The sequence below is a fragment of the Pseudomonas sp. BMW13 genome (assembly GCF_013357275.1).
GTDB classification, from domain to species: domain Bacteria; phylum Pseudomonadota; class Gammaproteobacteria; order Pseudomonadales; family Pseudomonadaceae; genus Aquipseudomonas; species Aquipseudomonas khazarica.
Window position 1 is genome coordinate 266,510 of sequence record NZ_SUKD01000022.1, and the last position, 23,188, is coordinate 289,697.

Consider the following 23,188-nt stretch of genomic DNA (forward strand, 5'->3'; position numbering starts at 1 on the left):
CGCGGCCACTGGTGGCTTAGAGCGTGCGGTCGCCTTTCAGGCCGATGCTGAACTGCTGCAGGTAGGCGTTGGGCTGATGGCCGTCGTAGACCACGCCGTCGATGGTGTCGGCCAGCGGTTCACGAAAGCCATCCTCATCGGCCGGCGGGAAATCGCTGGCCTGCGCGTGGCCTTCGGCGACCAGCTCGGCAGCGGCCTGGCGATAGATCTCCGGGAGGAACACGCGCTTGGCCGTTTGCACGTACCAGTCGTCCGGCTTGGCGTCGGCAATCTGCCCCCAGCGGCGCATCTGCGTCAGGTACCAGATGGCGTCGGAGTAGTAGGGGTAGGTGGCGTGGTAGCGGAAGAACACGTTGAAGTCCGGAACCTCGCGCTTGTCGCCTTTCTCGAACTCGAAGGTGCCGGTCATCGAATTGGCGATGACCTTGGCATCGGCGCCGACGTACTCCGGACGCGAGAGAATCTCCACCGCCTCGGCGCGATTGGCGTTGTCGTCCGCATCCAGCCATTTGCCGGCGCGGATCAGCGCCTTGATCAGGCGCTTGTGAGTCTCCGGATTGGCTTGCGCCCAGCTGCGCGAGACGCCGAAGACCTTCTCCGACATGTTCCTGCGAATCGCGTAGTCGGCCACCACCGGCACGCCGATACCCTTGAACACGGCTGCCTGGTTCCAGGGCTCGCCGACGCTGTAACCGCTGATGGTGCCGGCTTCGAGTGTCGCCGGCATCTGCGGCGGTGGCGTCACCGAGAGCAGCGCCTGGGCATCGATCTGGCCGCTGATGTCGCCCTTGTTCGGGGCGTAGTAACCGGGGTTGATACCGCCAGCCGCGAGCCAGTAGCGCAACTCGTAATTGTGTGTCGACACCGGGAACACCATGCCCAGGTTGAAGGGCTTGCCGGCGGCAGCGTACTGCTCGATCACCGGCTTGAGCGCGTCGGCCTTGATCGGGTGCACGGGCTTGCCATCGGCCATTGGCACCTGTGGCTTCATCGCCTGCCAGACCTCGTTGGAAACCGTGATGGCATTGCCATTGAGGTCCATGGTGAAGGCCGTGACCACATCCGCCTTGGTGCCGAAGCCGATGGTGGCCCCCAGTGGCTGGCCGGAGAGCATGTGCGCGCCGTCCAGTTCACCGTCGATCACCCGGTCCAGCAACACCTTCCAGTTGGCCTGCGCCTCGAGCGTGACATACAGCCCTTCGTCCTCGAAGTAGCCCTTTTCATAGGCAATGGCCAGCGGCGCCATGTCGGTGAGCTTGATGAACCCCAGTTTCAGTTCGGCTTTCTCCGGTTCGGCGGCGTGCAGCAACGGCGCGCTCAGCAGACTCAGGGCAAGACCCAGCGAAGACAGGCGGCGGGGCGATAGGCGATGGAGCATGGCATTTCCTCGACTGACAGAAACGAAAAAAGACGTCGCAGACAACCTGCTGCCGATGGCAACGAGGAGTCTTTGACGTCTTTGTCGGTGTGCCCGAATCGCCGCCGTTGGCGATCTGGAGCGTGGTCAGGGTTTCCTTAGCAAGGCCTTTGCCAGCTTTCGTCGTGGCTGCCCCCGGATACGGATATATCCATATCTTTCAAGGACCTGGCTCTTCAGTGGCGGCTCCGTCAGGGTGCTCGATCCTGCTGCGGACTGCCCAAAGACTGTGCAGCAGGATGATCGCTGGCCGATTTCGGAGCGTGGCGCGCGCCTCAGTGACAGGACTGCTGTTGTTTCAACTCGACGAAGTCACGCAACCAGTGCAGCACCTCGACGGCCTCCCAGCGGGCGGGGTCGAAGAGCGCATAGGCAAGGCCCTGGTAACCGACCACATCGAGCTGACGGTGGTAGCCGGCACGCTGCAGCAGGGCCTCGATTTCGGCGAAGCAGGTATTGAAGTGCTGACGATTGAAGGGCGTGCGGTTCTCCGTGACGATGCCTTCGAGCAACAGCTCATCGACCATGTCGCGTACGCGTTCCAGCGGCATGCGGTTCACTCGGTGTTTCAGCTGTAGTACGTCCAGCATGGTGGCGCTCCTGTGCAGTCGATCGTTTACCTGCCCAATAGGGTAATCGAAAAATACTGTACAAATAAACAGTGTTGGGTGATAGTGGCCTCATTCCGGCGACGACAACCTGCTCACTCTGCGAAGCGAGCACCTTGCAAGGGGTATTGGCAATGCAACAGATGCTGATGACGATTGTGCTATTGGTCCTGCTAAGCGGATGCGCCCAACCTCAGGTCGAACGGCCCCAGGCCAATGGCGCTTACCTGGTCATAGAGGGCGAGCAGGCCTGGGCGGTGCTGGTGTCCAATGGCCGCCGGGTCGAAGAGGCGGGCAGGGTGCTGGATGTGGTCCGTCTGCCGAGCCCCCACTCCAATATCGCGGCCAGTTATGTCATCGAAACGCCCAACTGCGGCAAGCTGCAGTGGTTGACCGAGCGGCACGGCATGGCGGAAGGCGATACGACCTTGCTGCCCGCAGCGTTCAACGAGCAGTTGAGCAATCCTGACTGCGTGCTGGCGCAGGGTTTGAGCCGCGCCTGGACCGCACTGGATTACTCCAGCTGAGCAGGGCGCCTCGATCAGGGCACAAAAAAACGCCGCGACTATAGAAGTCGCGGCGTTTTCTTTTGCAGCATGAGTCCTTCGTGGGGACTACATCAGGTGTTGCTTGTCCATCTCGATGGCGGCATCGAGCGTTTCCAGCAAGGCCTTGCGCACCTTCAGCTTGGTGTTCTTGTGCGCGGTCATGTTGATCTTCTTCATCTGCTGGGCTGCGGCCTGAGCGGTAGCCAGCAGCTGCTCGCCGGGCACGACCTTGTCCAGGAAGCCGGCATCGACTGCACCTGCCGGGTCGAACATTTCGCCATTGATCACCGAGCGGTGGAATGCCGACTTGCGCAGGCGATCACGTGCCAGTTCGATGCCGACATGGTGCATGGTCATGCCGATCTGCACTTCGTTCAGGCCAATGTTGAACGGGCCCTCGACACCGATGCGGTAATCGGCAGACAGTAGGATGAACGCGCCTTTGGCCACAGCGTGGCCTGGGCAGGCGACGATGATCGGGTAGGGGTGAGCGAGCATGCGCCGCGCCAGCGTGGAACCTGCCGCCACCAGGTTGACGGCGTTCTGCGGGCCGGAGGTCATCACCTTCAGGTCGTAGCCGCCGGAGAGGATGCCTGGCTGGCCTGTGATGATGACGATGGCGCGATCCTGTTCCGCACGGTCGAGTGCGGCATTGAAGGCAGCGATCACGTCAGGGGAGATGGCGTTCACCTTGCCATTGCTCAGGGTCAGGGTGGCGATGCCATCTTCGAGTTGATAGCTGATCAGGTCGCTCATGGCAGTTTTCCTTGTTGGCGCCGCGGGGCTGAATGTGGGCAGAAGGTACTCAGCCGAACCGCTCTGGTAAAGCGCTGTGACTGACCGGCTGGTCAGTGTTTCTGCCTATCGCGGCGATGCCGAATGGCAATTGGTCGTGCATGGAGGCTGACATTTAAGGTAGGCCGCATATCCGAGGAGCGCCCATGAACAGCCTTTACTCCACCCTCTATCTGATTGCCGTGCTCGGCTTGCTGCTGGCAGCCGTCGTGCTCAGCGACAGCCTCTATCTGCGCAGCCCGTCCGGCGTCCTGATGCTGTTCGGCATTGGGCTGTTCCTATCCCTCGGTTTTCTGCTGTTTGGCCACATCCGTTTCGACGAAACACCCTCCGGCGAGCCCGAGGAAAACCGCTTGCGCTCTTAAGCGCATGAATCCTTTAAAAAAATTTGCCATTCGTAAAACATTCGACTACATTAGCGCACCTCGACGGGCTGCACGCCAAAACGTCGAGATCCGGTGAAGTGTCCGAGTGGTTGAAGGAGCACGCCTGGAAAGTGTGTATACGGGAAACCGTATCAAGAGTTCGAATCTCTTCTTCACCGCCACTTTCGCAAAGCCCCTGAGAGAGCAGTCTCTCAGGGGCTTTTGCTTTCTGTTTTCTGCTTTCAGATTTTTGCGTGATCCCGTCGCCAGGCCGCGCGCGGCTATCTTCCTTCGCGAATTAGCTTCCCTCTATCAGCCCGTGCCAAGTGCCATTGGCAATAGCCATGGTCACTATCGAGAGCACTGATTTCCGCTCGCCAGAGCATCGGCCTACTGTTGGCTCCAACACAGATAGCGTTGAGTTGGAGGTCATCATGCCCCGTATCGATGTGGTTTCCCTGGTTGGCAGCGCCGTACCTGCCGAGCTTCGTTCCGATGGTCTCATGGCGTGCTGGCTGTTGATGGTTGACGGTCAGCCCAAGGCCGGTCCCTTTGCGTCGCGAGACGCTGCGCTTGCCTGCCAGGCTGTCTGGATGCTGAGCAACATTGCTCGCCCTGAGGGCGACTCGCTTCTGGCCTGACACCGCTTTACCCCGCGCTCGCTCCAGCGCCCCCTTGGCCCGCCTCTGGCGGGCATTTTCTTGTCCGGCAGGTACAATGGCGATCATTTTTCGAGGGGCGCGGCGTGGCCAGGTGGGACATTTTCTGCAGCGTGGTGGATAACTACGGTGACATCGGTGTGACCTGGCGGCTGGCCCGGCAACTGGTGGCCGAGCAGGGGCATGCCGTGCGCCTGTGGGTCGACGAGTTGCCTGCCTTCGTGCGCTTGTGTCCAGGCGCCAGCGCCGATGCTGACTGTCAGTACCATGCAGGCGTCGAGGTGCGGCGCTGGTCGCAACCTTTTCCCGCTGTGGAGCCGGCGGATGTGGTGATCGAGGCATTCGCCTGCCAGTTGCCAACGACTTATATAGCGGCCATGAGTGGCGACGCCGTGAAGCGACTCTGGTTGAACCTGGAGTACCTCAGTGCCGAGGACTGGGTTGCCGGTTGTCATGCCTTGCCGTCGCCACAGGCGGGTGGCCTGCAGAAGTTTTTCTTCTTCCCGGGATTCACGCAGGGCACCGGTGGGCTGCTGCGCGAGACGGATCTGTTGGCTCGTAGGCGGGCGTTTCAGGCCGATCCAATGGCTCAGCAGGCATTTCTTGAGGGCCTTGGGGTAGCGCGTGATCCGGGCGCTCGGCTGGTCTCCCTGTTCGCCTATGAAAATGCCGGGCTGGCCAACTGGCTCGACGCCATGGCGGGCGACTCACGCGCGACCCAGTTGCTGGTACCACAGGGCAAGGTGCTCGTGGATCTGCAGCATTGGCTCGGTGAAACGGAGTTGATACCAGGCGACCAGCGCCGCTGCGGTCGCCTGCATGTGCAGGTACTGCCTTTCGTGGCGCAGGACGATTACGATCGTCTGTTGTGGTGCTGCGACTTCAATGCCGTGCGCGGCGAGGACTCGTTCGTGCGTGCGCAGTGGGCCGGTCGGCCTCTGCTCTGGCATATCTACCTGCAAGAGGAAGGCGCGCACTGGGACAAGCTGGAGGCTTTCCTGGCGCTGTACTGCGTCGATCTGAGCCCTCGGGCCGCGGCTGCGCAAGCCGAACTCTGGCGGGCATGGAATGCTGGGCGGGGGGTGAATGACGCCTGGTCGGAGGCGCTCGAGTGCTGGCCGGAGCTGTCGGAGCATGCCGAGCGCTGGTGCGCCCGACAGGCTGCTCAAGCGGATCTTGCCACGGCGCTGGAACAGTTTTACCGAAATTGGCTATCATACGCGGCCTAGATTTCTGTACCTCCCGCATATTTCGGATATCCGCATGAAAACTGCACAAGAAATGAGAGTCAACAGCGTGGCCCTGATCGATGGCCAGCCGTGGCTGATCCAGAAGGCCGAGTTCACCAAGTCCGGCCGTAACAGCGCCATCGTCAAGATGAAGCTGAAGAATCTGCTCAACGGCTCCAAGACCGAGACCGTCTACAAAGCCGACGACAAGATGGAGCCGGTGATTCTCGAGCGCAAGGAAGTGAACCTGTCCTACATCAGCGGTGAGGACTACGTGTTCATGGATCCGGAGTACAACTCCTACGAACTGCGTGCCGAAGACCTGGAAAGCGTTCTGCCGTTCATCGAAGAAGGCATGAACGATGTCTGCGAAGCTGTGTTCTTCGAAGGCAAGGTGATCTCCGTCGACCTGCCGACCACCATCGTGCGTCAGGTTGTCTACACCGAGAACGCCGCCCGTGGTGACACCTCCGGCAAGGTGATGAAGCCTGCCAAGCTGCGCAACGGTACCGAGATCAAGGTTGCCGAGTTCGTCGATATCGACGACTGGATCGAGATCGATACCCGTGACGGTTCCTACAAGGGCCGCACCCAGGCGCCGCAAGCCTGAGCTTGAGCGTCACCAGAAAACCCGGCCTTCGCGCCGGGTTTTTTTATGGTTTGCGTTCGCCTGAGCAACAGGTCATTGCTGCGGCGCTGCCAGGCTGGCCTGCAGGGCCTGATCCCAGGGGGGCGGAAAGCCGAAGCGCTGCTTGAGGAAGCTCAGCAGCAGACGTGTGCGTGGGCTGGCCTCGCGCTCCAGGCGCAGGGCGTAGATGCTGACCGGCTCCACCGCAGGCAAGCCGTTCTCGCAGAACAGGGGAATCAGTTCGCCACGCTGCAGGTGCTCGCTGCTCATCCAGGTCGGCAGGTGCGCCACCCCTAGGCCGGCGAGGGCACTGAACAGCAGGGTCTCGGCATTGTTGCTGGTCTGCCGCAGGCGCTTGGGCTTGCATTGCTGCAGCTTGCCGTCGACCTCGAAGCGCCATGCATAGGGCGGTGCCAGGCTGTCCCAGTCGAGACCGTCGTGCTGCTCCAGCTCCAGCGGGCTGCGTGGGATTCCGCGGCGGCGCAGGTAGTCCGGGCTGGCGCAGACGATACGTGTCATCGAAGCCAGTGGCGTGGCCACCAGGCGGCTGTCGGGCAGTGGTCCGATGCGCACCACGATATCCACTTCACCCAGGTGCTCGCCCTGCAGGTCGATGAAGCTGTCGATCAGGCGCAGTTGTACGTCCAGCCCGGGATTGGCCCGCAGGAAGTCGGCGATCGCAGGCGCCAGGTGGCGCCGGCCAAAGGGAGTGGGCGCGTCGATGCGAATCAGCCCTTCCGGGGCGCTGCTCAGCGACACCGCCTCGGCGCGGGCCAGGTGCAGCTCGGCAAGGATGCGCCTGGCTCGTTCGGCGAACGCCAGGCCGGCCGGGGTGACGCGCACCGCGTGGGTGCTGCGGCTGAACAGGCTGCTGCCCAGGGCGCGTTCCAGTGCATCGATTCGCCGGGCGACCGCCGAGGGGGTCAGCGGGTGGCGTCTGGCCGCAGCGGAGAAACTGCCGGTTTCCAGGACATCGAGAAAGAGCTCCAGCTGGTCGGTCAGGGCATCGGGATTCATGTGGCGCTCTGCTTATGCGTATATGGCAAAGCCATTTTGCATTCTTGTGCGTTTCCATACTAGCTGCGCCTCTCTAAGATGCGCCCTGGCATGGAGGTGTCATGAGCCTGATCGATCTGTTATTGAATCTTGTCCTGGGCGCTGCTCTGGGAACCGTGGGTGGGCTGTTCGGTATCGGCGGCGGCCTGATCGCCATTCCGGTGCTGGGCGTGCTGTTCGGTCTGGATCAGCAGCTGGCTCAGGGTACTGCTCTGGTCATGGTGGTGCCCAACGTGATGCTGGCGATCTGGCGCTACAACCAGCGCAACCGCATCGATTTGCGTCATGCCTTGCTGCTCGGCATTACCAGCCTGGTGTGCGCCTGGCTCGCTTCGCTGTACGCCGTGGAGCTGGATTCGCGCACCATGCGCTGGGCCTTCATCGGTTTCCTGCTCGCCCTGGCCGCCTACAACCTGGTACGCATGATGATGGCGCAGGCGCCGAGCAGCAGCGAGCTACGTCATCCCTGGGGCTGGTTCGGGGTGCTCGGCGGTGTGTCCGGTGCCATGGGCGGTCTGTTTGGTGTGGGCGGCGCAGTAGTCGCCACGCCGGTCTTGACCAGTGTGTTCGGCACCACGCAGGTGGTGGCGCAGGGGCTGTCCCTGTCCCTGGCGCTGCCCAGTACCGGGGTCACGCTGCTGACGTACGCGCTGCATGAGCACGTCAACTGGTGGATGGGTGTCCCCCTGGCGGTTGGCGGTCTGCTCAGCATCAGTTGGGGCGTGCGTCTGGCCCACTCGCTGCCGGAGCGTCTGCTGCGCAGCCTGTTCTGCGTGTTCCTGCTGATCTGCGCACTGATGCTGGGCCTCGAAGCCAGCGGGCTATAGGCGAAACCCCTCGACGATGTGGTCGGCCAGGCACTCGGTGACGGGGGACTGGCTGCTCTCGTTGCGCAGCAGCACGATGCTGGTCAGCGGCAGCAGTGGCAGGCCCTCGGCTTCACCGAGGATGCGCAGGTCCGGGGTGATCAGGCTCTGCAGCTGTGCGGTGACGGCCAGGCCCGCGCGCACGACGGCGAACAGCGCCGACAGGCTGGGGCTGGTGTAGGCGATGCGGTAGGGACGCGCCATGGCATCGAGCGCGTTGCAGGCCCACTCCCGGCAGAAGCAGTCAGCATTGAACATCGCCAGGGGCATGGGGTTCTGCTCGTGCGGGCAGAAGCCCTGAGCGACGGCCCAGGCAAAGCGCTCCTGGCGCAGCAGTTGGCCAATTTCCTTGCCCGGCTGACGAGTGACGATGGTCAGGTCGAGGTCCTGGCGCAGCAGCAGCTGACCCGAGGGTTCACAGTGAACCTCGACCTGCACCAGCGGATAGGCCTGGGCGAAGCGCGAAAGAATCTCCGGTAGAAAACGCATGACGTAGTCATCCGGCGTACCGATACGCACGGAGCCGACCATGTGCGGCTCACGCAAGGTATTGAGAACTTCACCGTGCAGCTTCAGGATACGGCGCGCATAGCCGAGCAACACCTGGCCCTCGGGGGTCAGGCGGACCTGGCGGCCATCGCGCTCGAACAGCGCGCGCTGCACCACGTCTTCCTCCAGCCGCTTCATCTGCATGCTCACTGCCGATTGCGTGCGATTGACCGTTTCGGCGGCGCGTGTGAAGCCGCCGGTGTCGGCAATGGCGACGAAACTGCGCAGCAATTCGGTATCGATACTGGGGTGGAAGGCCATTCATCAATCCTCGAGATGGATTCCATAAGAAACATTCGTTGGATTGATCTTAATCCTGGCTCGACACTGATGCCAACCCCACAGGGAGGGCATCGAGATGAAAGGTCAAAAAGGTTATGCGTTGGCTCAGGCTATCCACTTCGACCGTCTGCCATCGCTGGCAGAAATGTGGCGTGTACTGCGGCGCTGGCGTCAACTGGCTCGAGAGCGTCAGCAACTGGCGCGTCTGGATGGAGCGGCGCTGAAGGACCTCGGTCTATCCCGGGCCGATGCGTTGCAGGAGGCCGAGCGGCCGTTCTGGGATGACCCGCTGAGAAAGTGAGTCGTGATCATTGGAGTGACTGAATGACCGCTGTACGCAAGGGTGCGGACTTTTTCCTGTTTCAACTAATGTTGCTGCTGTGCGCCATATGGGGCAGCCAGCAGGTCGCCATCAAGCTGGCGGCCGAGGACATCGCGCCGATGTTGCAGGTGGCATTGCGCTCGGGCATCGCTGCCGTGTTGGTTGGCATTCTGTTGCTCTGGCAGCGCGGTTGGCGGGGCTGGCTGGGAAGTACCTGGCTGGCAGGGATGCTGGCTGGCGTGCTGTTCGCCCTGGAGTTCTTCTTCATCGCCCTGGGGCTGCGTTACACCTCAGCCTCGCACATGGCGGTGTTTCTCTATACCGCGCCGATTTTCTCGGCGCTGGGGCTGCACCTGATGCTGCCCAGCGAGCGCCTGCGCCGCTTGCAGTGGCTGGGCATCGCGTTGTGCTTCGGCGGCGTGGTGATGGCCTTTGGCGTGGGCGGCGAGTGGAGCGAGATAGACGCCGACATTCTGCTTGGCGATGCACTCGGGCTCTGCGCAGGCATGGCCTGGGGCGCGACTACCGTGGTCGTGCGCGGTTCGCGCCTGTCCGAGGCGCCGGCGGGGCTCACCCTGTTCTATCAGTTGACGGTGGCCTTCGTTCTGCTGCTCGGCTATGCCCTGGCGATGGTCGATCTCGGGCAGGTGCGCTGGACGCCGCTGGCCATCGGCAGCGTTCTGCTGCAGGGCGTGGTGGTGTCGTTCTTCACCTATCTGGCCTGGTTCTGGCTGTTGCGTCGTTATCTGGCCTCGAACATGGCGGTGTTCTCGTTCATGACGCCATTGTTTGGCGTGACGTTCGGTGTGCTGGTTCTGGATGAACCGCTCACCCTCAACTTCATCATCGGCGCCGCGCTGGTGCTGGCGGGGATCATGCTGGTCAGCAGCGAGCGCTGGCTGAAGCGACGCCTTGCCGGCCTGCGCGGCCAGTAGCGGTCTGGAGGCAGTTCGTGTCCATTCATCATTTGGCTCAGCTCAACATCGCGGCTATGAAGGCGTCCCTGGAGTCGGCGGAGATGGCGGACTTCGTCGCCAACCTGGAGCGGATCAACACACTGGCCGAGGCGGCGCCGGGCTTCGTCTGGCGACTGCAGGACGAGGCGGGGGATGCCACGGCGATCAGGCCGTTCGGGGATGAGGTACTGGTCAACATGTCGGTCTGGCAGGACGTTCAGTCGCTCAGCGACTACGTGTACAAATCCGCGCATACCGAGATGCTCAAGCGCCGACGTGAATGGTTCGGGCGCATCGAGCAGGCCCACCAGGTACTGTGGTGGGTGCCGTCGGGGCATCGTCCAGACGTGGTGGAAGCGGCCGAGCGCCTTGCGCACCTGCGCGAGCATGGCGCGACGGCGCATGCCTTCACCTTCCGCCATGCGTTCGCGGCGCCGGCCTGATAGGCTGGCGCGTCATGACTCTCTCACTCTCTCTCGCCGAGGCACGTCGCCTGGCCCTGTCTGCCCAGGGCTTCGGTCGTGTGCCACGTGGCGCCATCGCTCATCGGCAACTGCAGGCGCAGATCGAGCGCCTGGGTGTGTTGCAGATCGATTCGGTCAACGCCGTTGTGCGCTCGCATTACCTGCCGGCGTTTTCCCGCCTTGGCCACTACCAGGCTGAGCACCTCGATGAGCTGGCCTGGGGGCGCGCACGGCGTCGGCGTCTGTTCGAGTACTGGGGGCACGAAGCGTCGCTGCTGCCTCTGGAGCTCTATCCACTGCTGCGCTGGCGCATGCGCCGCGCCGCGGACGGCCAGGGCATCTATGGCCAGCTGGCGAAGTTCGGGGTCGAGCGGCGCGACGTGATCGACTCGGTGCTGCAGGCGGTGCGCGAACGCGGCGCACTGGGCGCTGGCAGTCTCAGCACACGCAGCGAGAAGGCCGGGCCCTGGTGGGACTGGAGCGCGGAGAAGACCGCACTGGAGTGGCTGTTCGCTGCGGGTGAGGTGACAGTGGCCGGGCGTCGTGGCTTCGAGCGCCTGTACGATCTGCCGGAGCGGGTGATCCCCGGCGAGCTGCTCGATCAGGCCGAGCTGGATGAGGATGAAGCGCAGCGTCGTCTGCTGTTGCGCTCCGCCGATGCCCTCGGGGTGGCCAGCGAAAAGGATCTGCGCGACTACTACCGACTGGACGCGGGCGACAGCAAGCGCCGAGTCGCCGAGCTGGTGGAAGAGGGCGCGTTGCTGCCGGTGGCGGTGCAGGGCTGGCAGCAGCCGGGCTATTGCCGCGGCGAGCCGCGCATTCCGCGACGCGTACGTCACAGTGCATTGCTGTCACCCTTCGACTCGCTGATCTGGGCGCGCGAGCGGACCGAGCGATTGTTCGGTTTTCGCTATCGCCTGGAAATCTACACGCCACAGGCCAGGCGGGTGTATGGCTACTACGTGCTGCCGTTCCTGCATCACGAGCGTCTGCTGGCGCGGGTGGATCTGCGCAGCGAGCGCGCGGCGGGGCGTCTGGCGGTGCATGCCGTGCACCTCGAAGAGGCGGTGCTGAGCGAGGAGGCGCGACAGGCGCTGAGCGATGCGCTGCACGGGCTGGCGCAGTGGCTGGGGCTTGCCGATGTGTGGCTGGCGCCCGGGGTCAGGCAGCAGGGGCTGCTTGGCTAGCCGGCGTGTTCCAGGAGGAATTGCAGTTCGCTGACGCGCTGGATGTTCAGTTCCATGGGGCAGGTGTAGTACATCGGTGAGCCGATGTGCTTGCCTTGCAGGTCGCACTGACCGTTGCGGTAGATCAGCCAGGCTTTTTGCGCCGTTTCCAGTTGCTCGGCGCTCTGCGGGTCATTGGCCTGCAGCTTGAGGAACAGCTGCTGGTAGATGCGGTTCATGTCGCGCTTCGCCACGGCGGATACGCCCTCGGCGCAACCGGCGACGATGGAATTGTTGATCGCGCCGTTGGCATTCAGGCAGGTCTGATACTGCGCGTCGTAGTCGGCCCAGGCGGTGAGCGGCAACAGCGCCATCACCAGGTATCTCAGCATCGACATGATTGCCTTCCTGAGGTGTCGGGGGCGGCAGGAAGCCGCCCTCGAGTGCCGTGATTACTTGGCGGCCAGACGGTTGCGCATGTTGTTGGCGCGCTCGGTGGAACCCGGGTGCGAGGAGAACATGCTGCTTTCGCCGCCGCTCAGCTTGGCCAGCTTCTCGAACGCGGTGACCAGGCCTTCGCGCGGGATGTTGCGCTCGGTCAGGAAGTCGAAGGAGAAGTTGTCGGCTGCGGTTTCCTGGCTTTGCGAGAACTGGGCGTTGACCAGTTGCTCACCCAGCGCGCCCAGCTCGGAGGACGACAGCGCGGCGAGCGTGGTGTTGCCCGAGGAGGCGGCGGCGTTGCGCGCTGCGGAGGTGGCGTAGGCGGTCTGCATGGCCTTCTTGGTGTGGCCCAGGGCCACGTGGCCCATCTCGTGGCCCAGCACGCCTTCGACTTCGTTGTCGTTCATCGCGTCCATCAGGCCGCTGTACACGCGCACGCAACCGTTGGCCATGGCCCAGGCGTTGACCTCTTCATCGAGGTAGACCTTGTAGTTGACCGGCGTGCCGTTGACCTGGTTGCCGAGGTTGGCGGCGATCTTGTTCAGGCGCTTGCCGTATGAGGTTTCGGGGCCGGCGATGTTGGCGTTGGCGTCCATTTCCGCGCAGGCCTGGTCGGACATGCTTTTGACCTCGGCATCGCTCAGGGTCGCAGCCTGTACGGCCATCAGGCCGGACTGCAGCATGGCGTCGGGGGACATGTTCTGGCAGCCGCTCAGCAGAACGGCGCTGGACAGGGCAAAAGCGGAAAGCGTGGTACGAAGTTGCATGGAGCATCGTCCTTGTTGGGTAGTGATGGCCGCGAGTCCTTCCCGGCAGGGCATAGCAGCTCGGCACCGTCCGGTGCTCGCGTTGGGGTCGGCATTATGCCGCATAACGCACAGAAGAAGTGCGAGCCGGTTCGCGCCCTGGCCAGTGGCTACTAGCCAGGGCGCTTGGCTTCAGCGGCGTACCTGCTTGAGGGTTTCCGCGATCATGAACGCCAGCTCCAGCGACTGGTCGGCATTCATGCGTGGGTCGCAGTGCGTGTGGTAGCGATCGGACAGGCCGTCCTCGGTGATCGGTCGCGAGCCGCCGATGCATTCGGTGACGTTCTGCCCGGTCATTTCGATGTGGATGCCGCCGGCGTGAGTGCCTTCGGCCTGATGCACGGCGAAGAACTGCCGCACCTCGGCCAGAATCTGCGCGAAGTCACGCGTCTTGTAGCCGCTGCTGGCCTTGATGGTGTTGCCATGCATCGGGTCGGAGCTCCACAGCACCTGGCGGCCTTCGCTCTGCACCTTGCGCAGCAGGCGCGGGAAGTGGGCTTCGACCTTGTCCGCGCCCATGCGCACGATCAGGTTGAGGCGGCCCGGATCGTTCTCCGGGTTGAGGGTGTCGATCAGGTGGATCAGTTCATCCGGGTCCATGCTCGGACCGACCTTGACCCCGATGGGGTTCTCGATGCCGCGCATGAACTCGACGTGGGCGCCATCGAGCTGGCGGGTGCGATCGCCGATCCACAGCATGTGTGCGGAGCAGTCGTACCAGCGGCCGGTCAGGCTGTCCTTGCGCACGAAGGCCTGCTCGTAGTTCAGCAGCAGCGCTTCGTGGGCGGTGAAGAAGCTGGTCTCGCGCAGTTGCGGTGCGCTGTCCATGCCCACGGCGCGCATGAACGACAGGGTTTCATCGATACGCCCGGCGAGCTGGTGGTACTTCTCCGACAGCGCCGAGTTGGCGATGAAGTCGAGGTTCCACTGGTGCACCTGGTGCAGGTCGGCAAAGCCGCCCTGGGCGAAGGCGCGCAGCAGGTTGAGGCTGGCGGTGGCCTGGTGGTAGGCCTGCAGCAGGCGCTCCGGGTCGGGAACGCGGCTTGTCGCATCGAAACCGATGCCGTTGACGATGTCGCCACGGTAGGCCGGCAGGGTCACGCCGTCGATGGTTTCGCTGCCGGCAGAACGCGGCTTGGCGAACTGACCCGCCATGCGCCCGACCTTGACCACTGGGCAGCCGGCGGCGAAGGTCATGACGATGGCCATCTGCAACAGCACCTTGAAGGTGTCGCGAATCTTCGCCGCAGAGAATTCGGCGAAGCTTTCGGCGCAGTCGCCACCCTGCAGCAGGAAGGCACGCCCCTGGGTCACCTCGGCGAACTGGCGGCGCAGCTCGCGCGCTTCGCCCGCGAAGACCAGCGGCGGGTAACCTGCCAGAGTCTGTTCGACACGGGCGAGGTGGCTGGCGTCAGGGTATTCAGGCTGCTGCTGGATGGGCTTGGCCCTCCAGCTTTCGGGGCTCCAGGCGTGCGGCATGCGACATCTCTAACGTTGATCGGGCGGAGGCGCATGGTAACCGATAAGCCCTGCTGCCCGTACGTGTATCGACGGCGCCACGGCTCATGACGCCGTGGCGGGCTGCAGGTCGCGCGCTGGCGACGTTCGTGGCAGCACCTCGCGCCCCGGCAGGAAGCGTCCATAGTGCCGCGCCGTGCCCAGGTCCTGTGGGTACTCCAGGCCACGGCGATAGGCGATCCGCCCGTTGATCAGGGTCAGCTCGACGGCGGCGTCGTTGCGCTTGACCACGCGCTGCAGGCCCAGCACCTCCATGGGCGCCTCGTGCAGCGCATCGAGGCTGTCGTCGAGTCCCTGCGGATTGATCAGCACCAGGTCGGCGCGATCACCGACACGCAGGTAGCCGGCATCGACGCCGATGAAGTCGGCCAGCTCGGCGCTGCAGCGGCGCACCGCCTGGCCCAGTGGCATGAAGGGCTCGCCCGCCAGTTCGGCGTCACGCACGTACTTGAGAAAGCGCAGCGGGAAGTTGTACTGGGCGATGGAGCGCAGGTGCGCGCCGGAGTCGGCGAAGCCGGGGTGGGTCCAGGGACTGGCCAGCAGCTGGCGCATGATCGCTTCGCGCTGGTTGCCGTAGCAGGTTGTCCACTTCAGCGCTTCGCGGTACTGGCAGGCCAGCTCGAAATAGGCGTCCACCGCGTCCAGACCGCGAGCCTGGCCCAGTTGCCTGAAGTTCTTGCCCACCAGGCTGGCGTCCGGGCATTCGCTCACCCAGCAGTCGGAGAAGTCGCGGTGCCACAGCCCCTTGGTCAGCACCGCCTTGACCTGCTTCTTGAACAGCGCACGGAACGCCGGCTCCCGGACCTTGGCATAGAGTTCGTCCGGGTCCTTGATGTCGCGCAGCACTTCGCCGGCGCCGAACTCTTCGAAGGCGTTCACGTTGAGCCCCTCGAGGCGCAGGGTGAAGGGGGCCGGCAGCGTCTGCCAACGGAAGTGGCCGCGCAGGACCCTGTTCGCCAGCCAGCCGGACAGCCGCGTGAAACGGTGCAGCAGCGGCTGCGACTTGAGATCGAGGGCGGTGAGCATGGTGCATTTCAGCGGTTTTCTGAACCAGCCGTGGGCCTGCCACAGAAAGGCGAAGACGTTGACCTTGGTCACCGCGTTCGGCGCTCCCTGCAGCACCGCGCCGCGCCGCCGCAGCACGGCGAACAGGCGCGAGAATTCCTTCCAGCTGGCGAAGGTGGACGGTAGTGGGCTGGACCAGGCGCGGTCGCCGTCCATCTTGTCCAGGCGGGTGGTCATCACCGACAGTCCGATGCAGCCGGCATCCAGCGCCTCCTCCAGCAGCTGTTCCATGCGTGCGAGTTCGGCTTCGCTCGGCTTCACCCGGCGAGTGGCGCGTTGCAGGCCCATCACCGCCACGCGCAGCTCGGAGTGACCGAGGAAGGAGTTGACGTTCGGCCCCAGTGGCAACTGATCGTAAAAGGCGCGATAGCCCCTGGCGTCTCGCCAGGTCTTCTTCTCCTGCAGGATCGGCAGCACGTACTCGCGCGGGACCGCCTCGACACGGGTGAACAGGTCGGAGCAGTCCTCGGCTTCCGCCAGCACCATGCTGATGGAGCAGGAGCCAATGGTCACGCTGGTGACGCCATGGCGCACCGACTCCTTCAGCGCCGGCGCCGCGATGACTTCGGCATCGTAGTGCGAGTGGATCTCCAGAAAGCCCGGGGTGACCCAGTGGCCCTCGGCGTCTATCACTTCGCCGCAACCGTCTTCGTCCAGCGGGCTGAGGGCGAGCACGTCGATCTTGCCGTCCCTGATGCCGATATGGCGCAGTGCGCCGGGGGCACCGCTGCCGTCGAAATACAGGCCGTTCTTGATGATGATGTCGTAGCTCATGGCAGTCTCCAGGGCGCCAGCAGCAAGAGGCCGGTGACCAGTAGCAGGAAGTGGATGGCGATGCGGAAGTGCCGCTCATCGACGCGTCGGTGCAGCTGCTCGCCGAGCCACACGCCGAGAGGCAGCAGCGGGGCGTAGCTCAGCACCTGTGGCAGCGCCGGCAACAGGCGGCCGTCGCAGAGAAAGGCCAGGGTGAGCAGGCTGTTGAGGGTGAACCAGACGCTGATCAGCGTGGCGCGCAGGCGCGCCTTGTCCAGCTCGGTGCCGGCCAGGCCGTAGACCAGCAGCGGGCCGCCGGACGCGAACAGGCCGTGGCTGACGCCGGCGCACAGGGTGATGAGGCGGGTGGCCCAGGTCGGGCGCTGCGTCTGCCTGTATGTCCGGCGCAGGCGCCATAGCTCGCGTCCGGCGAAGCAGAGGATCAGCGCGCCAAACGCGGTCTTCAACAGCTGGGCGTTCAGATAGGGCAGCAGGCAGTAGCCGAGCAACGTGCCGGCGAGCATGCCTGGCAGGATGTTGCCAAGCAGCAGGCGCCGGTCGATCAGGCGCCGATGGCGCTGCACCAGGTAGCCGGTCATGCAGACGTTCAGCGGTACCAGGATCGGCAGCAACTGTTCGATGGGCAGCAGCAGGGCGCCCAGCGAGAGGGCAATGACCACGCTGCCGAAGCCGGTGATCGCCTCCAGGGTGTAGGCCAGCAGGATGAAGGCGCCGATTGCATAGGGGGCCGCTGTGATCACCTCAGTTCTCCGGCGAAGCGCCGGCTCATCTGCCGGTAGTACAGCGCTGGAGCCAGCCGCCAGAGCAGGCTTGCCAGCCAGCTGCCGCGATCGGGGAAAAGGCGTTCGCGGCGCTGGTGGAGCGCAACGAGGATCGCCTCGGCCATCCACTCGGCGCTGCGCACGTTGCCGATGGTCGAGCGTGCGTGGTGAGCCGGCTGGCCATCTGCACCCAGCGCATTGCGATCGATGGGGGTATCGAGAAAGCTCGGGTAGACCAGCAGCAGGCCGATGCCGTCAAGGCCGATCTCGGCGCGCAATACCTCGAAGGCCTGGCTCAGCGCGCTTTTCGCTGCACAGTAGCCTGCGCGCCCCAGCACCGGCATCCAGCCGGCCATGGAACCGATGGCCGCGACCTGGCCACGGCTTTCACGCAGCAGGGGCAGGGCGGCCAGGGTCAGTTCCAGCGGTGCGTGATAATCCACGGCCATGACCTTGCGAAACACCGCCGGCGTGGTACGCACCGTGGGTGAGCGGTGGGTGATGCCGGCATTGTTGAGCAGCGCATCCAGGCGCCCGAAACGTTGGCGGCAGGTCTCCAGTAGGTGCTGATGCAGCGCCGGATCGGTGATGTCGCCGGGTACGCCGAGGACGCGCTCTGCGCCCAGCGTGTCGACACGCGCGGCGAGGCCCTGGCTGTCGATATCGGTCAGCAGCAAGGCGTCGCCCCGGGCATGGCAGGCGCGCGCAAGTTGCCAGCCGAGGCCGCTGGCGGCGCCGGTGATCAGAATCACTCGCATCATTTTTCTCCGAGGTTGGCCAGCGGCGTCAGCAGCGCGTCGGGCTGGAGGGGGTGGCGTGACCAGAGCCAGGCCAGGCCGAGGCCGGATATCAGGTGCCAGCAACCCCAGAAGGCGGCGATCAGCAGCATGCCGCCGGCTTGCGGGAAGAAGGTGAAGATGATCACCAGGCCCAACGCCGAGTTCTGGATGCCGACTTCGAGAGTCAACGCGCGTCGGTCGGCGGGCGGCAGGCCGCTCAGTCGCGCGCTCAGGTAGCCGATGCCCAGCGCCAGCGCGTTGTGTGCCACCACCAGCCAGAAGAACAGGTGGAAGTGTTGCGTGAACTGCTGCAGGTTGCGGCTGAAGGCCAGTGCCACGAACGCCAGCATCACCAGCAGGGCGATCAGTCGCAGCGGCTTCTCCACCTTCAGTGTCAGTTGCGGGAAACGCCGGCCGACCCACATGCCCGCCAGCAGCGGCACGCCCAGTACCAGCAGCACGAGCAGGAGCAGGCTCAGCGGATCGAGGGCGATCTGCGTCAGGAGCGGGCGCGTGTGCGGGTTGAGCCAGGCGTAGAAGGCGAAGTTGAGTGGCGTCAGGACGCTGGCCGCGACGCTGGACACTGCGGTCATGCTTACCGACAGCGCGACGTTGCCACGGGCCATCCAGGTCATGATGTTGGAGAAGCTGCCGCCCGGGCAGGCCGCGATCAGCGTCATGCCCAGGGCCAGCTCCGGCTGGATGGCCAATGCCCAGCAGGCCAGGCAGGTCAGCGCCGGCAGCAACAGGAACTGCGCCAGCAGGCCGATCACCGGCGCCCTGGGGGCTCGGGCAATGCGCCGGAAGTCCTCGGCGCGCAGGTCGAGCGAGACGCCGAACATCATCAGCGCGACGATCAGGTTGATCAGCACCAGGCTGCTGGGGTCGAAAGCGATATTGACCTGCTCCACGTTCATGCCCCCTGTGTCGCGGGTGTGACGTCGCCGGCCAGTTCGCGGCGCAGCGCCGCGCTGTGTTCGGCGATGCGTCTACGATAGCTGTCCTTGTGCACGTAGTAGGCCATGCGTTCCAGTTGCAGGTACTGGTAGCCGCCGTCCAGGCGTTGGCCGGCCTGGGCGCGGATGGTCTGGCGCAGGGCCTGCGCTGCAGGGCTGCCGGCCTGCAGCTGGCGGATGTACAGGGCGACCAGCTCGGCCTGCTCGTCGCGCCCCTGCCAGCCCAGGCCGGAGGCTTCGACCATGCCGAGCATGAACAGGTCGTCGTGTTCGGGGTGAAAGACGTTGAGGTACAGCTGTGGCGCGCCGGCATCCTCCGGCCAGTTCAATTCGCTGCGGGCGATGAAGGGGTAGTCCAGCCGGTAGCCGGTGGCCATCAGGATCAGGTCGTACTCCGCCTGCTCGCCGTTGGCGAAGGTCACGCAGTGGCCGCTCACTGCGCGGATGTCGCCACGGGGGCGGATGTCACCATGGCCGATATGGTGCAGCACCAGCGAGTTCATCACCGGGTGCGATTCGTACAGGCGGTAGTCGGGATCTGGCAGGCCGTACTGCGAGGGTTTGCCCACCAGGGCGCGCACCAGCAGGCCGTCGATCGTCTGCTTGAGGCGGCGCGGCAGCCTGATCGCGCCGCCGAAGGTGTCGGTGGGCTTGCCGAGGATGAACTTGGGCAGGAAGTAGTAGCCGCGGCGTACCGACAGGTCCACCGAGGCGGCACGGTGCACGGCGTCCACGGCGATGTCGCAGGCCGAGTTGCCGCAGCCGAGCACCAGCACGCGCTTGTCGGCGAAGATATCGGCACGCTTGTAGGCGCTCGAGTGCAGCAGCTCACCCTGGAAGTCACCGGGCAGTTGCGCCAGGTTGGGGGTGTGCAGGGTGCCGTTGGCGATCAGCACGCCCTCGAAGTGCCATTCGCGCTGTTCGCCGTCACGCTCGCTGGTCAGTCGCCAGCCCTGTGCGAGGCGCTCCAGCTTCACCACGCGGGTATCGAACTGGTAGTGCTCGTAGAGGCGGAAGTGTCCGGCGTAGTCGCGGAAATAGCGGCGCATCTCACTGTGATGCGGATAGGGCGCAACATTGGCGCGCATGGGGAATTCGCTGAACTCGGTGGTGCCCTTGGAAGAGATCAGGTGGGCCGAGTGGTACATGGTGCTGTGCGGATTGTCGATGTCCCACAGACCGCCGACGTCGCTGTGCAGCTCGAAGCCGACGAAGTCGATACCCTGTTTCTTCAGATGCCGGGCCGTGCACAGGCCCATGGGGCCGGCGCCTATGATGGCGTACATGGCGAACCTCGTTATTGTTATGAGTAGCAGCGCAAGTGGCGGAATTATCGCGTGACCTGGGGCGGCTGCTTCAATGACAATTGGCGCCGTTAGCCCGCCTCTTGTGGTACGGGATGTCACTGTTGGAGAGGGAACCATGCCAGGATTGCCGCCGAGCGAAGAATTGCAGTTGCAGGACGAGGTGCTGCTGACCGAGGTGCGTGACGCCTTCGGGGTGATTCGCGTGGTGCAGATTGGCGCCTACCGTTTTCTCGAGTTTGGCGACGCGATCGAGCAGAGCTGCGTATTCGTCGGTGATCCCAGCTGGCTGGAGTACGACTACACCCGCGCCATGCTGCTTGGCGCGCTTTGCCACGACGCGCCGGAGACCGCGCTGTTTCTCGGCCTGGGCGCCGGCAACCTGACCCAGGCGTGCCTGAAGTTCCTGCCGCTGGAGGATGTCGAGGCCATCGAACTGCGCCCCGACGTGCCGCGCCTGGCCATGGAGTTCCTCGGCCTGGACGACGACCCGCGCCTGACCATTCGCATCGGCGACGCCACCGACCTGCTCGACAGTGCGGAAAGCGCTGACCTGATCTTCCTCGACCTCTATACCGACCAGGGGCCTGGCGTCGGGCATCTGGCCTGGCGGTTTCTCGAACAGTGCCAGGCCAAGCTCAACCCCGGCGGCTGGTTGATCATCAACCAGTGGGCCAGCAACGACGGCAAGCCCCTGGGGGCGGCGCTGTTGCGCGGCCTCTACCATCGGCACTACTGGGAATGCCCGGTGAAGGAGGGCAACGTGGTGCTGCTGATCCCGGCCGACCTCGACCAACGCCTGAACATGGGGCGCTTGCAGGCGCGGGCCGGTGAGCTGGCGCCGCGCCTGGGCTATTCGCTGCAACCGCTGATCGAGGCGATGCGCCCGGCTACCTGATGCACCGTTGAGCGGCTCGCTGCCCGAGAAAGCGCAAAAACCAGCACCCGGGTCAGGATTTTCCGGTATAGTGCGCGCCGGCCAAATTTCCGGCCACGTTCAGGTAGTGCAATTCGCCCGGGGCTCGACTCCGGCAGCCAGTCCCGCTGCGGACTATCCTTGACGATTCACTTTCATCACGTTTTCGCAAATCCCCGCCGAACCAGGCTGCCAGGGTGACCCACAAGGTCTTGCACGGCATGCGCAGCTTTGGAACATGGGTCTTTGCGGATGCACTTGAGGCAGACCCATGACCCAGGAAACCGGCGGCTTCGCCGCGCTCGGACTTCATCCCCATATTCTCGCCGCTCTGACCGCCGTCGGTTACGAAGAGCCTTCGCCGATCCAGGCGCAGGCCATTCCGGTGATCCTTGCGGGCCACGACATGATCGGCCAGGCGCAGACCGGTACCGGCAAGACGGCCGCATTCGCGCTGCCGCTGCTGTCCAAGATCGACCCGGCCAAGCGTGAGCCGCAGGTCCTGATCCTGGCGCCGACCCGCGAGCTGGCCCTGCAGGTGGCCACCGCCTTCGAAACCTACTCCAAGCAGATGCCGGGCGTGAACGTCGTCGCCGTCTACGGTGGCGCACCGATGGGCCCGCAGCTCAAGGCCATTCGCCAGGGCGCGCAGGTCATCGTCGCCACCCCGGGCCGTCTGGTCGACCACCTGCGTCGTGACGAGAAAGTGCTGTCCACCATTCAGCACCTGGTCCTCGACGAAGCCGACGAGATGCTCAAGCTGGGCTTCATGGACGATCTGGAAATCATCTTCGAAGCCATGCCGGAAAGCCGCCAGAGCGTGCTGTTCTCCGCCACGCTGCCGCACTCGATCCGCGCCATTGCCGAGAAGCACCTGCGCGAGCCGCAGCACATCAAGATCGCGGCCAAGACCCAGACCGTCTCGCGTATCGAGCAGGCGCACCTGATGATCCACGCCGATCAGAAGACCAACGCCGTGCTGCGCCTGCTGGAAGTCGAAGAATTCGACGCGCTGATCGCCTTCGTGCGTACCAAGCAGGCCACCCTGGACCTGGCTGCCGCGCTGGAAGCCAAGGGTTTCAAGGCTGCCGCATTGAACGGCGATATCGCCCAGGCACAGCGTGAGCGCGTGATCGACTCGCTCAAGGACGGCCGCCTGGACATCGTCGTCGCCACCGACGTGGCGGCGCGTGGTATCGACGTACCGCGCATCACCCACGTGTTCAACGTCGACATGCCGTACGACCCGGAATCCTACGTGCACCGCATCGGCCGTACCGGCCGTGCTGGTCGCGATGGTCGTGCACTGCTGCTGGTCACGCCGCGTGAGCGCCGCATGCTGCAGGTGATCGAGCGTGTCACCGGGCAGAAGGTCGGCGAGGTCAAGCTGCCCAACCCGCAGCAGGTGCTCGATGCCCGCATCAAGAAGCTGACCGCCAGCCTGGCTCCGCTGGTTGCCGATGCCGAGGCCAGCCATGGCGATCTGCTCGACCGCCTGACCGCCGATATCGGCTGCAGCCCGCGTGCCCTGGCGGCCGCACTGCTGAAGAAGGCCACCAATGGCCAGGCGCTGGATCTGGCCAGTGTCGAACGTGAACAGCCGCTGGTGCCGGGCGTGGGCGCGCCGCGCGAACGCCGCGAGCGCGATACCGATCGCGGTGGCGAGCGTGGCGAATACCGCGAGCGTCGTGCGCCGATGCCGCTGGCCGAGGGTCGCGTGCGTTGCCGCACCGCGCTGGGCAACCGTGACGGCATCGCCGCCAAGAACCTGCTGGGCGCGATCCTCAACGAGGGCGGCCTGGCCCGTGAAGCCATCGGTCGTATCCAGATCCGCGAAACCTTCAGCCTGGTCGAACTGCCGGAAGAGGGCCTGGATCGCCTGCTCGGCAAGCTCAAGGACACCCGCGTGGCCGGCAAGGCGCTGAAGCTGCGTCGCTACCGCGAGGACTGATTCGGGA

The 23,188-nt window shown here is 64.5% G+C and carries 25 protein-coding genes and 1 tRNA gene; 13 read left to right on the forward strand and 13 right to left on the reverse strand.

Features of this window, described 5'->3' with window-relative positions:
- Positions 1 to 16: 16 nt before the first annotated feature.
- Together E4487_RS17925 and E4487_RS17930 are read right to left on the reverse strand one after the other, a co-directional pair.
- Positions 17 to 1,378 carry a CmpA/NrtA family ABC transporter substrate-binding protein gene (locus E4487_RS17925; protein ID WP_037047634.1) on the reverse strand — a complete coding sequence of 454 codons (1,362 nt, stop codon included), beginning with the start codon at positions 1,376 to 1,378 and terminating at the stop codon, positions 17 to 19.
- A gap of 314 nt (positions 1,379 to 1,692) precedes the next feature.
- Entirely contained in the window at positions 1,693 to 2,007 is a 315-nt protein-coding gene (locus E4487_RS17930; protein WP_037047631.1) for a hypothetical protein, read from the reverse strand.
- Positions 2,008 to 2,159: 152 nt separating this feature from the next.
- Between E4487_RS17930 and E4487_RS17935 the strand changes: the two genes are divergently transcribed.
- Positions 2,160 to 2,552, forward strand: coding sequence for a hypothetical protein (locus tag E4487_RS17935; RefSeq protein WP_037047628.1), 393 nt, complete (start codon positions 2,160 to 2,162; stop codon positions 2,550 to 2,552).
- 87 nt (positions 2,553 to 2,639) lie between these two features.
- On the opposite strand, the gene E4487_RS17940 is transcribed toward E4487_RS17935, so the two are convergent.
- Complete coding sequence (locus tag E4487_RS17940) at positions 2,640 to 3,329, reverse strand: crotonase/enoyl-CoA hydratase family protein (RefSeq protein WP_037047625.1); 690 nt, start codon at positions 3,327 to 3,329, stop codon at positions 2,640 to 2,642.
- A 185-nt stretch (positions 3,330 to 3,514) separates the two neighbouring features.
- Here E4487_RS17940 and E4487_RS17945 point away from each other — a divergent pair, with 185 nt between their 5' ends.
- The 5 genes from E4487_RS17945 (at position 3,515) to efp (ending at position 6,231) form a co-directional block, all read left to right on the forward strand.
- The gene (locus E4487_RS17945) at positions 3,515 to 3,733 is read left to right on the forward strand and encodes a hypothetical protein (protein ID WP_037047623.1); all 219 of its coding nucleotides are present in this window, start codon (positions 3,515 to 3,517) and stop codon (positions 3,731 to 3,733) included.
- Positions 3,734 to 3,825: 92 nt separating this feature from the next.
- Positions 3,826 to 3,915 (forward strand) — tRNA-Ser (locus tag E4487_RS17950).
- A gap of 252 nt (positions 3,916 to 4,167) precedes the next feature.
- A complete protein-coding gene (locus tag E4487_RS17955) occupies positions 4,168 to 4,374 on the forward strand; it encodes a hypothetical protein (protein WP_037047610.1) in 207 nt (68 codons plus the stop codon).
- A gap of 104 nt (positions 4,375 to 4,478) precedes the next feature.
- Positions 4,479 to 5,621 carry an elongation factor P maturation arginine rhamnosyltransferase EarP gene (gene earP / locus E4487_RS17960; RefSeq protein ID WP_175254007.1) on the forward strand — a complete coding sequence of 381 codons (1,143 nt, stop codon included), beginning with the start codon at positions 4,479 to 4,481 and terminating at the stop codon, positions 5,619 to 5,621.
- A gap of 34 nt (positions 5,622 to 5,655) precedes the next feature.
- Complete coding sequence (gene efp, locus E4487_RS17965; RefSeq protein ID WP_037047597.1) at positions 5,656 to 6,231, forward strand: elongation factor P; 576 nt, start codon at positions 5,656 to 5,658, stop codon at positions 6,229 to 6,231.
- Positions 6,232 to 6,303: 72 nt separating this feature from the next.
- Here the strand turns inward: efp and E4487_RS17970 are convergent, their stop codons facing one another.
- Positions 6,304 to 7,266: a LysR family transcriptional regulator gene (locus E4487_RS17970; protein WP_150609734.1), complete on the reverse strand. Its 963-nt coding sequence runs from the start codon at positions 7,264 to 7,266 to the stop codon at positions 6,304 to 6,306.
- A 101-nt stretch (positions 7,267 to 7,367) separates the two neighbouring features.
- Here E4487_RS17970 and E4487_RS17975 point away from each other — a divergent pair, with 101 nt between their 5' ends.
- A complete protein-coding gene (locus E4487_RS17975; RefSeq protein WP_037047593.1) occupies positions 7,368 to 8,132 on the forward strand; it encodes a sulfite exporter TauE/SafE family protein in 765 nt (254 codons plus the stop codon).
- Here the strand turns inward: E4487_RS17975 and E4487_RS17980 are convergent.
- The gene (locus E4487_RS17980) at positions 8,127 to 8,981 is read right to left on the reverse strand and encodes a LysR family transcriptional regulator (protein WP_037047591.1); all 855 of its coding nucleotides are present in this window, start codon (positions 8,979 to 8,981) and stop codon (positions 8,127 to 8,129) included. The two genes, E4487_RS17975 and E4487_RS17980, sit on opposite strands and share 6 nt — an antisense overlap.
- A 97-nt stretch (positions 8,982 to 9,078) precedes the next feature.
- On the opposite strand from E4487_RS17980, the gene E4487_RS17985 reads away from it, so the two are divergent.
- Genes E4487_RS17985 through E4487_RS18000 form a run of 4 tightly spaced genes read left to right on the forward strand, consistent with a single transcriptional unit; the run spans position 9,079 to position 11,931 of the window.
- Positions 9,079 to 9,303: a DUF1127 domain-containing protein gene (locus tag E4487_RS17985; RefSeq protein ID WP_037047589.1), complete on the forward strand. Its 225-nt coding sequence runs from the start codon at positions 9,079 to 9,081 to the stop codon at positions 9,301 to 9,303.
- A 23-nt stretch (positions 9,304 to 9,326) separates the two neighbouring features.
- A complete protein-coding gene (locus E4487_RS17990) occupies positions 9,327 to 10,259 on the forward strand; it encodes a DMT family transporter (RefSeq protein ID WP_037047588.1) in 933 nt (310 codons plus the stop codon).
- A gap of 17 nt (positions 10,260 to 10,276) precedes the next feature.
- Positions 10,277 to 10,723, forward strand: coding sequence for a DUF3291 domain-containing protein (locus E4487_RS17995; RefSeq protein ID WP_150609732.1), 447 nt, complete (start codon positions 10,277 to 10,279; stop codon positions 10,721 to 10,723).
- A 14-nt stretch (positions 10,724 to 10,737) separates the two neighbouring features.
- Complete coding sequence (locus tag E4487_RS18000; protein WP_150609730.1) at positions 10,738 to 11,931, forward strand: winged helix-turn-helix domain-containing protein; 1,194 nt, start codon at positions 10,738 to 10,740, stop codon at positions 11,929 to 11,931.
- Here the strand turns inward: E4487_RS18000 and E4487_RS18005 are convergent.
- From E4487_RS18005 to E4487_RS18040, 8 genes are all read right to left on the reverse strand, one after another.
- Positions 11,928 to 12,308: a lysozyme inhibitor LprI family protein gene (locus E4487_RS18005; protein ID WP_175254008.1), complete on the reverse strand. Its 381-nt coding sequence runs from the start codon at positions 12,306 to 12,308 to the stop codon at positions 11,928 to 11,930. The genes E4487_RS18000 and E4487_RS18005 overlap by 4 nt on opposite strands.
- A gap of 54 nt (positions 12,309 to 12,362) precedes the next feature.
- Positions 12,363 to 13,118, reverse strand: a complete 756-nt coding sequence (locus E4487_RS18010; protein WP_037047580.1) for a M48 family metallopeptidase — start codon at positions 13,116 to 13,118, stop codon at positions 12,363 to 12,365.
- Positions 13,119 to 13,289: 171 nt separating this feature from the next.
- Entirely contained in the window at positions 13,290 to 14,636 is a 1,347-nt protein-coding gene (locus tag E4487_RS18015; RefSeq protein ID WP_175254009.1) for a class II 3-deoxy-7-phosphoheptulonate synthase, read from the reverse strand.
- An 84-nt stretch (positions 14,637 to 14,720) separates the two neighbouring features.
- Positions 14,721 to 16,514, reverse strand: a complete 1,794-nt coding sequence (locus E4487_RS18020) for an amidohydrolase family protein (protein WP_150609725.1) — start codon at positions 16,512 to 16,514, stop codon at positions 14,721 to 14,723.
- Entirely contained in the window at positions 16,511 to 17,251 is a 741-nt protein-coding gene (locus E4487_RS18025; protein ID WP_175254023.1) for a sulfite exporter TauE/SafE family protein, read from the reverse strand. Before E4487_RS18025 ends, E4487_RS18020 begins: the two co-directional genes overlap by 4 nt.
- A complete protein-coding gene (locus E4487_RS18030) occupies positions 17,251 to 18,033 on the reverse strand; it encodes an SDR family NAD(P)-dependent oxidoreductase (RefSeq protein WP_175254010.1) in 783 nt (260 codons plus the stop codon). Before E4487_RS18030 ends, E4487_RS18025 begins: the two co-directional genes overlap by 1 nt.
- Positions 18,033 to 18,971 (reverse strand): bile acid:sodium symporter family protein, encoded by a 939-nt coding sequence (locus tag E4487_RS18035; protein ID WP_134677917.1) that lies wholly within the window; start codon positions 18,969 to 18,971, stop codon positions 18,033 to 18,035. The genes E4487_RS18030 and E4487_RS18035 overlap by 1 nt, the downstream gene beginning before the upstream one ends.
- Positions 18,968 to 20,296, reverse strand: coding sequence for an NAD(P)/FAD-dependent oxidoreductase (locus E4487_RS18040; RefSeq protein WP_175254011.1), 1,329 nt, complete (start codon positions 20,294 to 20,296; stop codon positions 18,968 to 18,970). The genes E4487_RS18035 and E4487_RS18040 overlap by 4 nt, the downstream gene beginning before the upstream one ends.
- A 136-nt stretch (positions 20,297 to 20,432) precedes the next feature.
- Between E4487_RS18040 and E4487_RS18045 the strand changes: the two genes are divergently transcribed.
- The gene (locus tag E4487_RS18045) at positions 20,433 to 21,212 is read left to right on the forward strand and encodes a spermidine synthase (protein WP_150609719.1); all 780 of its coding nucleotides are present in this window, start codon (positions 20,433 to 20,435) and stop codon (positions 21,210 to 21,212) included.
- Positions 21,213 to 21,501: 289 nt separating this feature from the next.
- Positions 21,502 to 23,181 carry a DEAD/DEAH box helicase gene (locus E4487_RS18050; protein ID WP_037047565.1) on the forward strand — a complete coding sequence of 560 codons (1,680 nt, stop codon included), beginning with the start codon at positions 21,502 to 21,504 and terminating at the stop codon, positions 23,179 to 23,181.
- The last annotated feature ends 7 nt before the right edge of the window (positions 23,182 to 23,188 follow it).

Coding starts and splice junctions, on each gene's coding strand:
- E4487_RS17970 (WP_150609734.1), bottom strand. CDS start 7,266: ATGAATCCCGATGCCCTGACCGACCAGCTGGAGCTCTTTCTCGATGTC.
- E4487_RS17975 (WP_037047593.1), top strand. CDS start 7,368: ATGAGCCTGATCGATCTGTTATTGAATCTTGTCCTGGGCGCTGCTCTG.
- E4487_RS17990 (WP_037047588.1), top strand. CDS start 9,327: ATGACCGCTGTACGCAAGGGTGCGGACTTTTTCCTGTTTCAACTAATG.
- E4487_RS18030 (WP_175254010.1), bottom strand. CDS start 18,033: ATGCGAGTGATTCTGATCACCGGCGCCGCCAGCGGCCTCGGCTGGCAA.
- E4487_RS18040 (WP_175254011.1), bottom strand. CDS start 20,296: ATGTACGCCATCATAGGCGCCGGCCCCATGGGCCTGTGCACGGCCCGG.
- E4487_RS17945 (WP_037047623.1), top strand. CDS start 3,515: ATGAACAGCCTTTACTCCACCCTCTATCTGATTGCCGTGCTCGGCTTG.
- E4487_RS17980 (WP_037047591.1), bottom strand. CDS start 8,981: ATGGCCTTCCACCCCAGTATCGATACCGAATTGCTGCGCAGTTTCGTC.
- E4487_RS18035 (WP_134677917.1), bottom strand. CDS start 18,971: ATGAACGTGGAGCAGGTCAATATCGCTTTCGACCCCAGCAGCCTGGTG.
- E4487_RS17925 (WP_037047634.1), bottom strand. CDS start 1,378: ATGCTCCATCGCCTATCGCCCCGCCGCCTGTCTTCGCTGGGTCTTGCC.
- E4487_RS17985 (WP_037047589.1), top strand. CDS start 9,079: ATGAAAGGTCAAAAAGGTTATGCGTTGGCTCAGGCTATCCACTTCGAC.
- efp (WP_037047597.1), top strand. CDS start 5,656: ATGAAAACTGCACAAGAAATGAGAGTCAACAGCGTGGCCCTGATCGAT.
- E4487_RS17955 (WP_037047610.1), top strand. CDS start 4,168: ATGCCCCGTATCGATGTGGTTTCCCTGGTTGGCAGCGCCGTACCTGCC.
- E4487_RS18045 (WP_150609719.1), top strand. CDS start 20,433: ATGCCAGGATTGCCGCCGAGCGAAGAATTGCAGTTGCAGGACGAGGTG.
- E4487_RS18000 (WP_150609730.1), top strand. CDS start 10,738: ATGACTCTCTCACTCTCTCTCGCCGAGGCACGTCGCCTGGCCCTGTCT.
- E4487_RS17940 (WP_037047625.1), bottom strand. CDS start 3,329: ATGAGCGACCTGATCAGCTATCAACTCGAAGATGGCATCGCCACCCTG.
- E4487_RS18010 (WP_037047580.1), bottom strand. CDS start 13,118: ATGCAACTTCGTACCACGCTTTCCGCTTTTGCCCTGTCCAGCGCCGTT.
- E4487_RS18015 (WP_175254009.1), bottom strand. CDS start 14,636: ATGCCGCACGCCTGGAGCCCCGAAAGCTGGAGGGCCAAGCCCATCCAG.
- E4487_RS18050 (WP_037047565.1), top strand. CDS start 21,502: ATGACCCAGGAAACCGGCGGCTTCGCCGCGCTCGGACTTCATCCCCAT.
- E4487_RS17935 (WP_037047628.1), top strand. CDS start 2,160: ATGCAACAGATGCTGATGACGATTGTGCTATTGGTCCTGCTAAGCGGA.
- E4487_RS18020 (WP_150609725.1), bottom strand. CDS start 16,514: ATGAGCTACGACATCATCATCAAGAACGGCCTGTATTTCGACGGCAGC.
- E4487_RS17930 (WP_037047631.1), bottom strand. CDS start 2,007: ATGCTGGACGTACTACAGCTGAAACACCGAGTGAACCGCATGCCGCTG.
- E4487_RS18005 (WP_175254008.1), bottom strand. CDS start 12,308: ATGTCGATGCTGAGATACCTGGTGATGGCGCTGTTGCCGCTCACCGCC.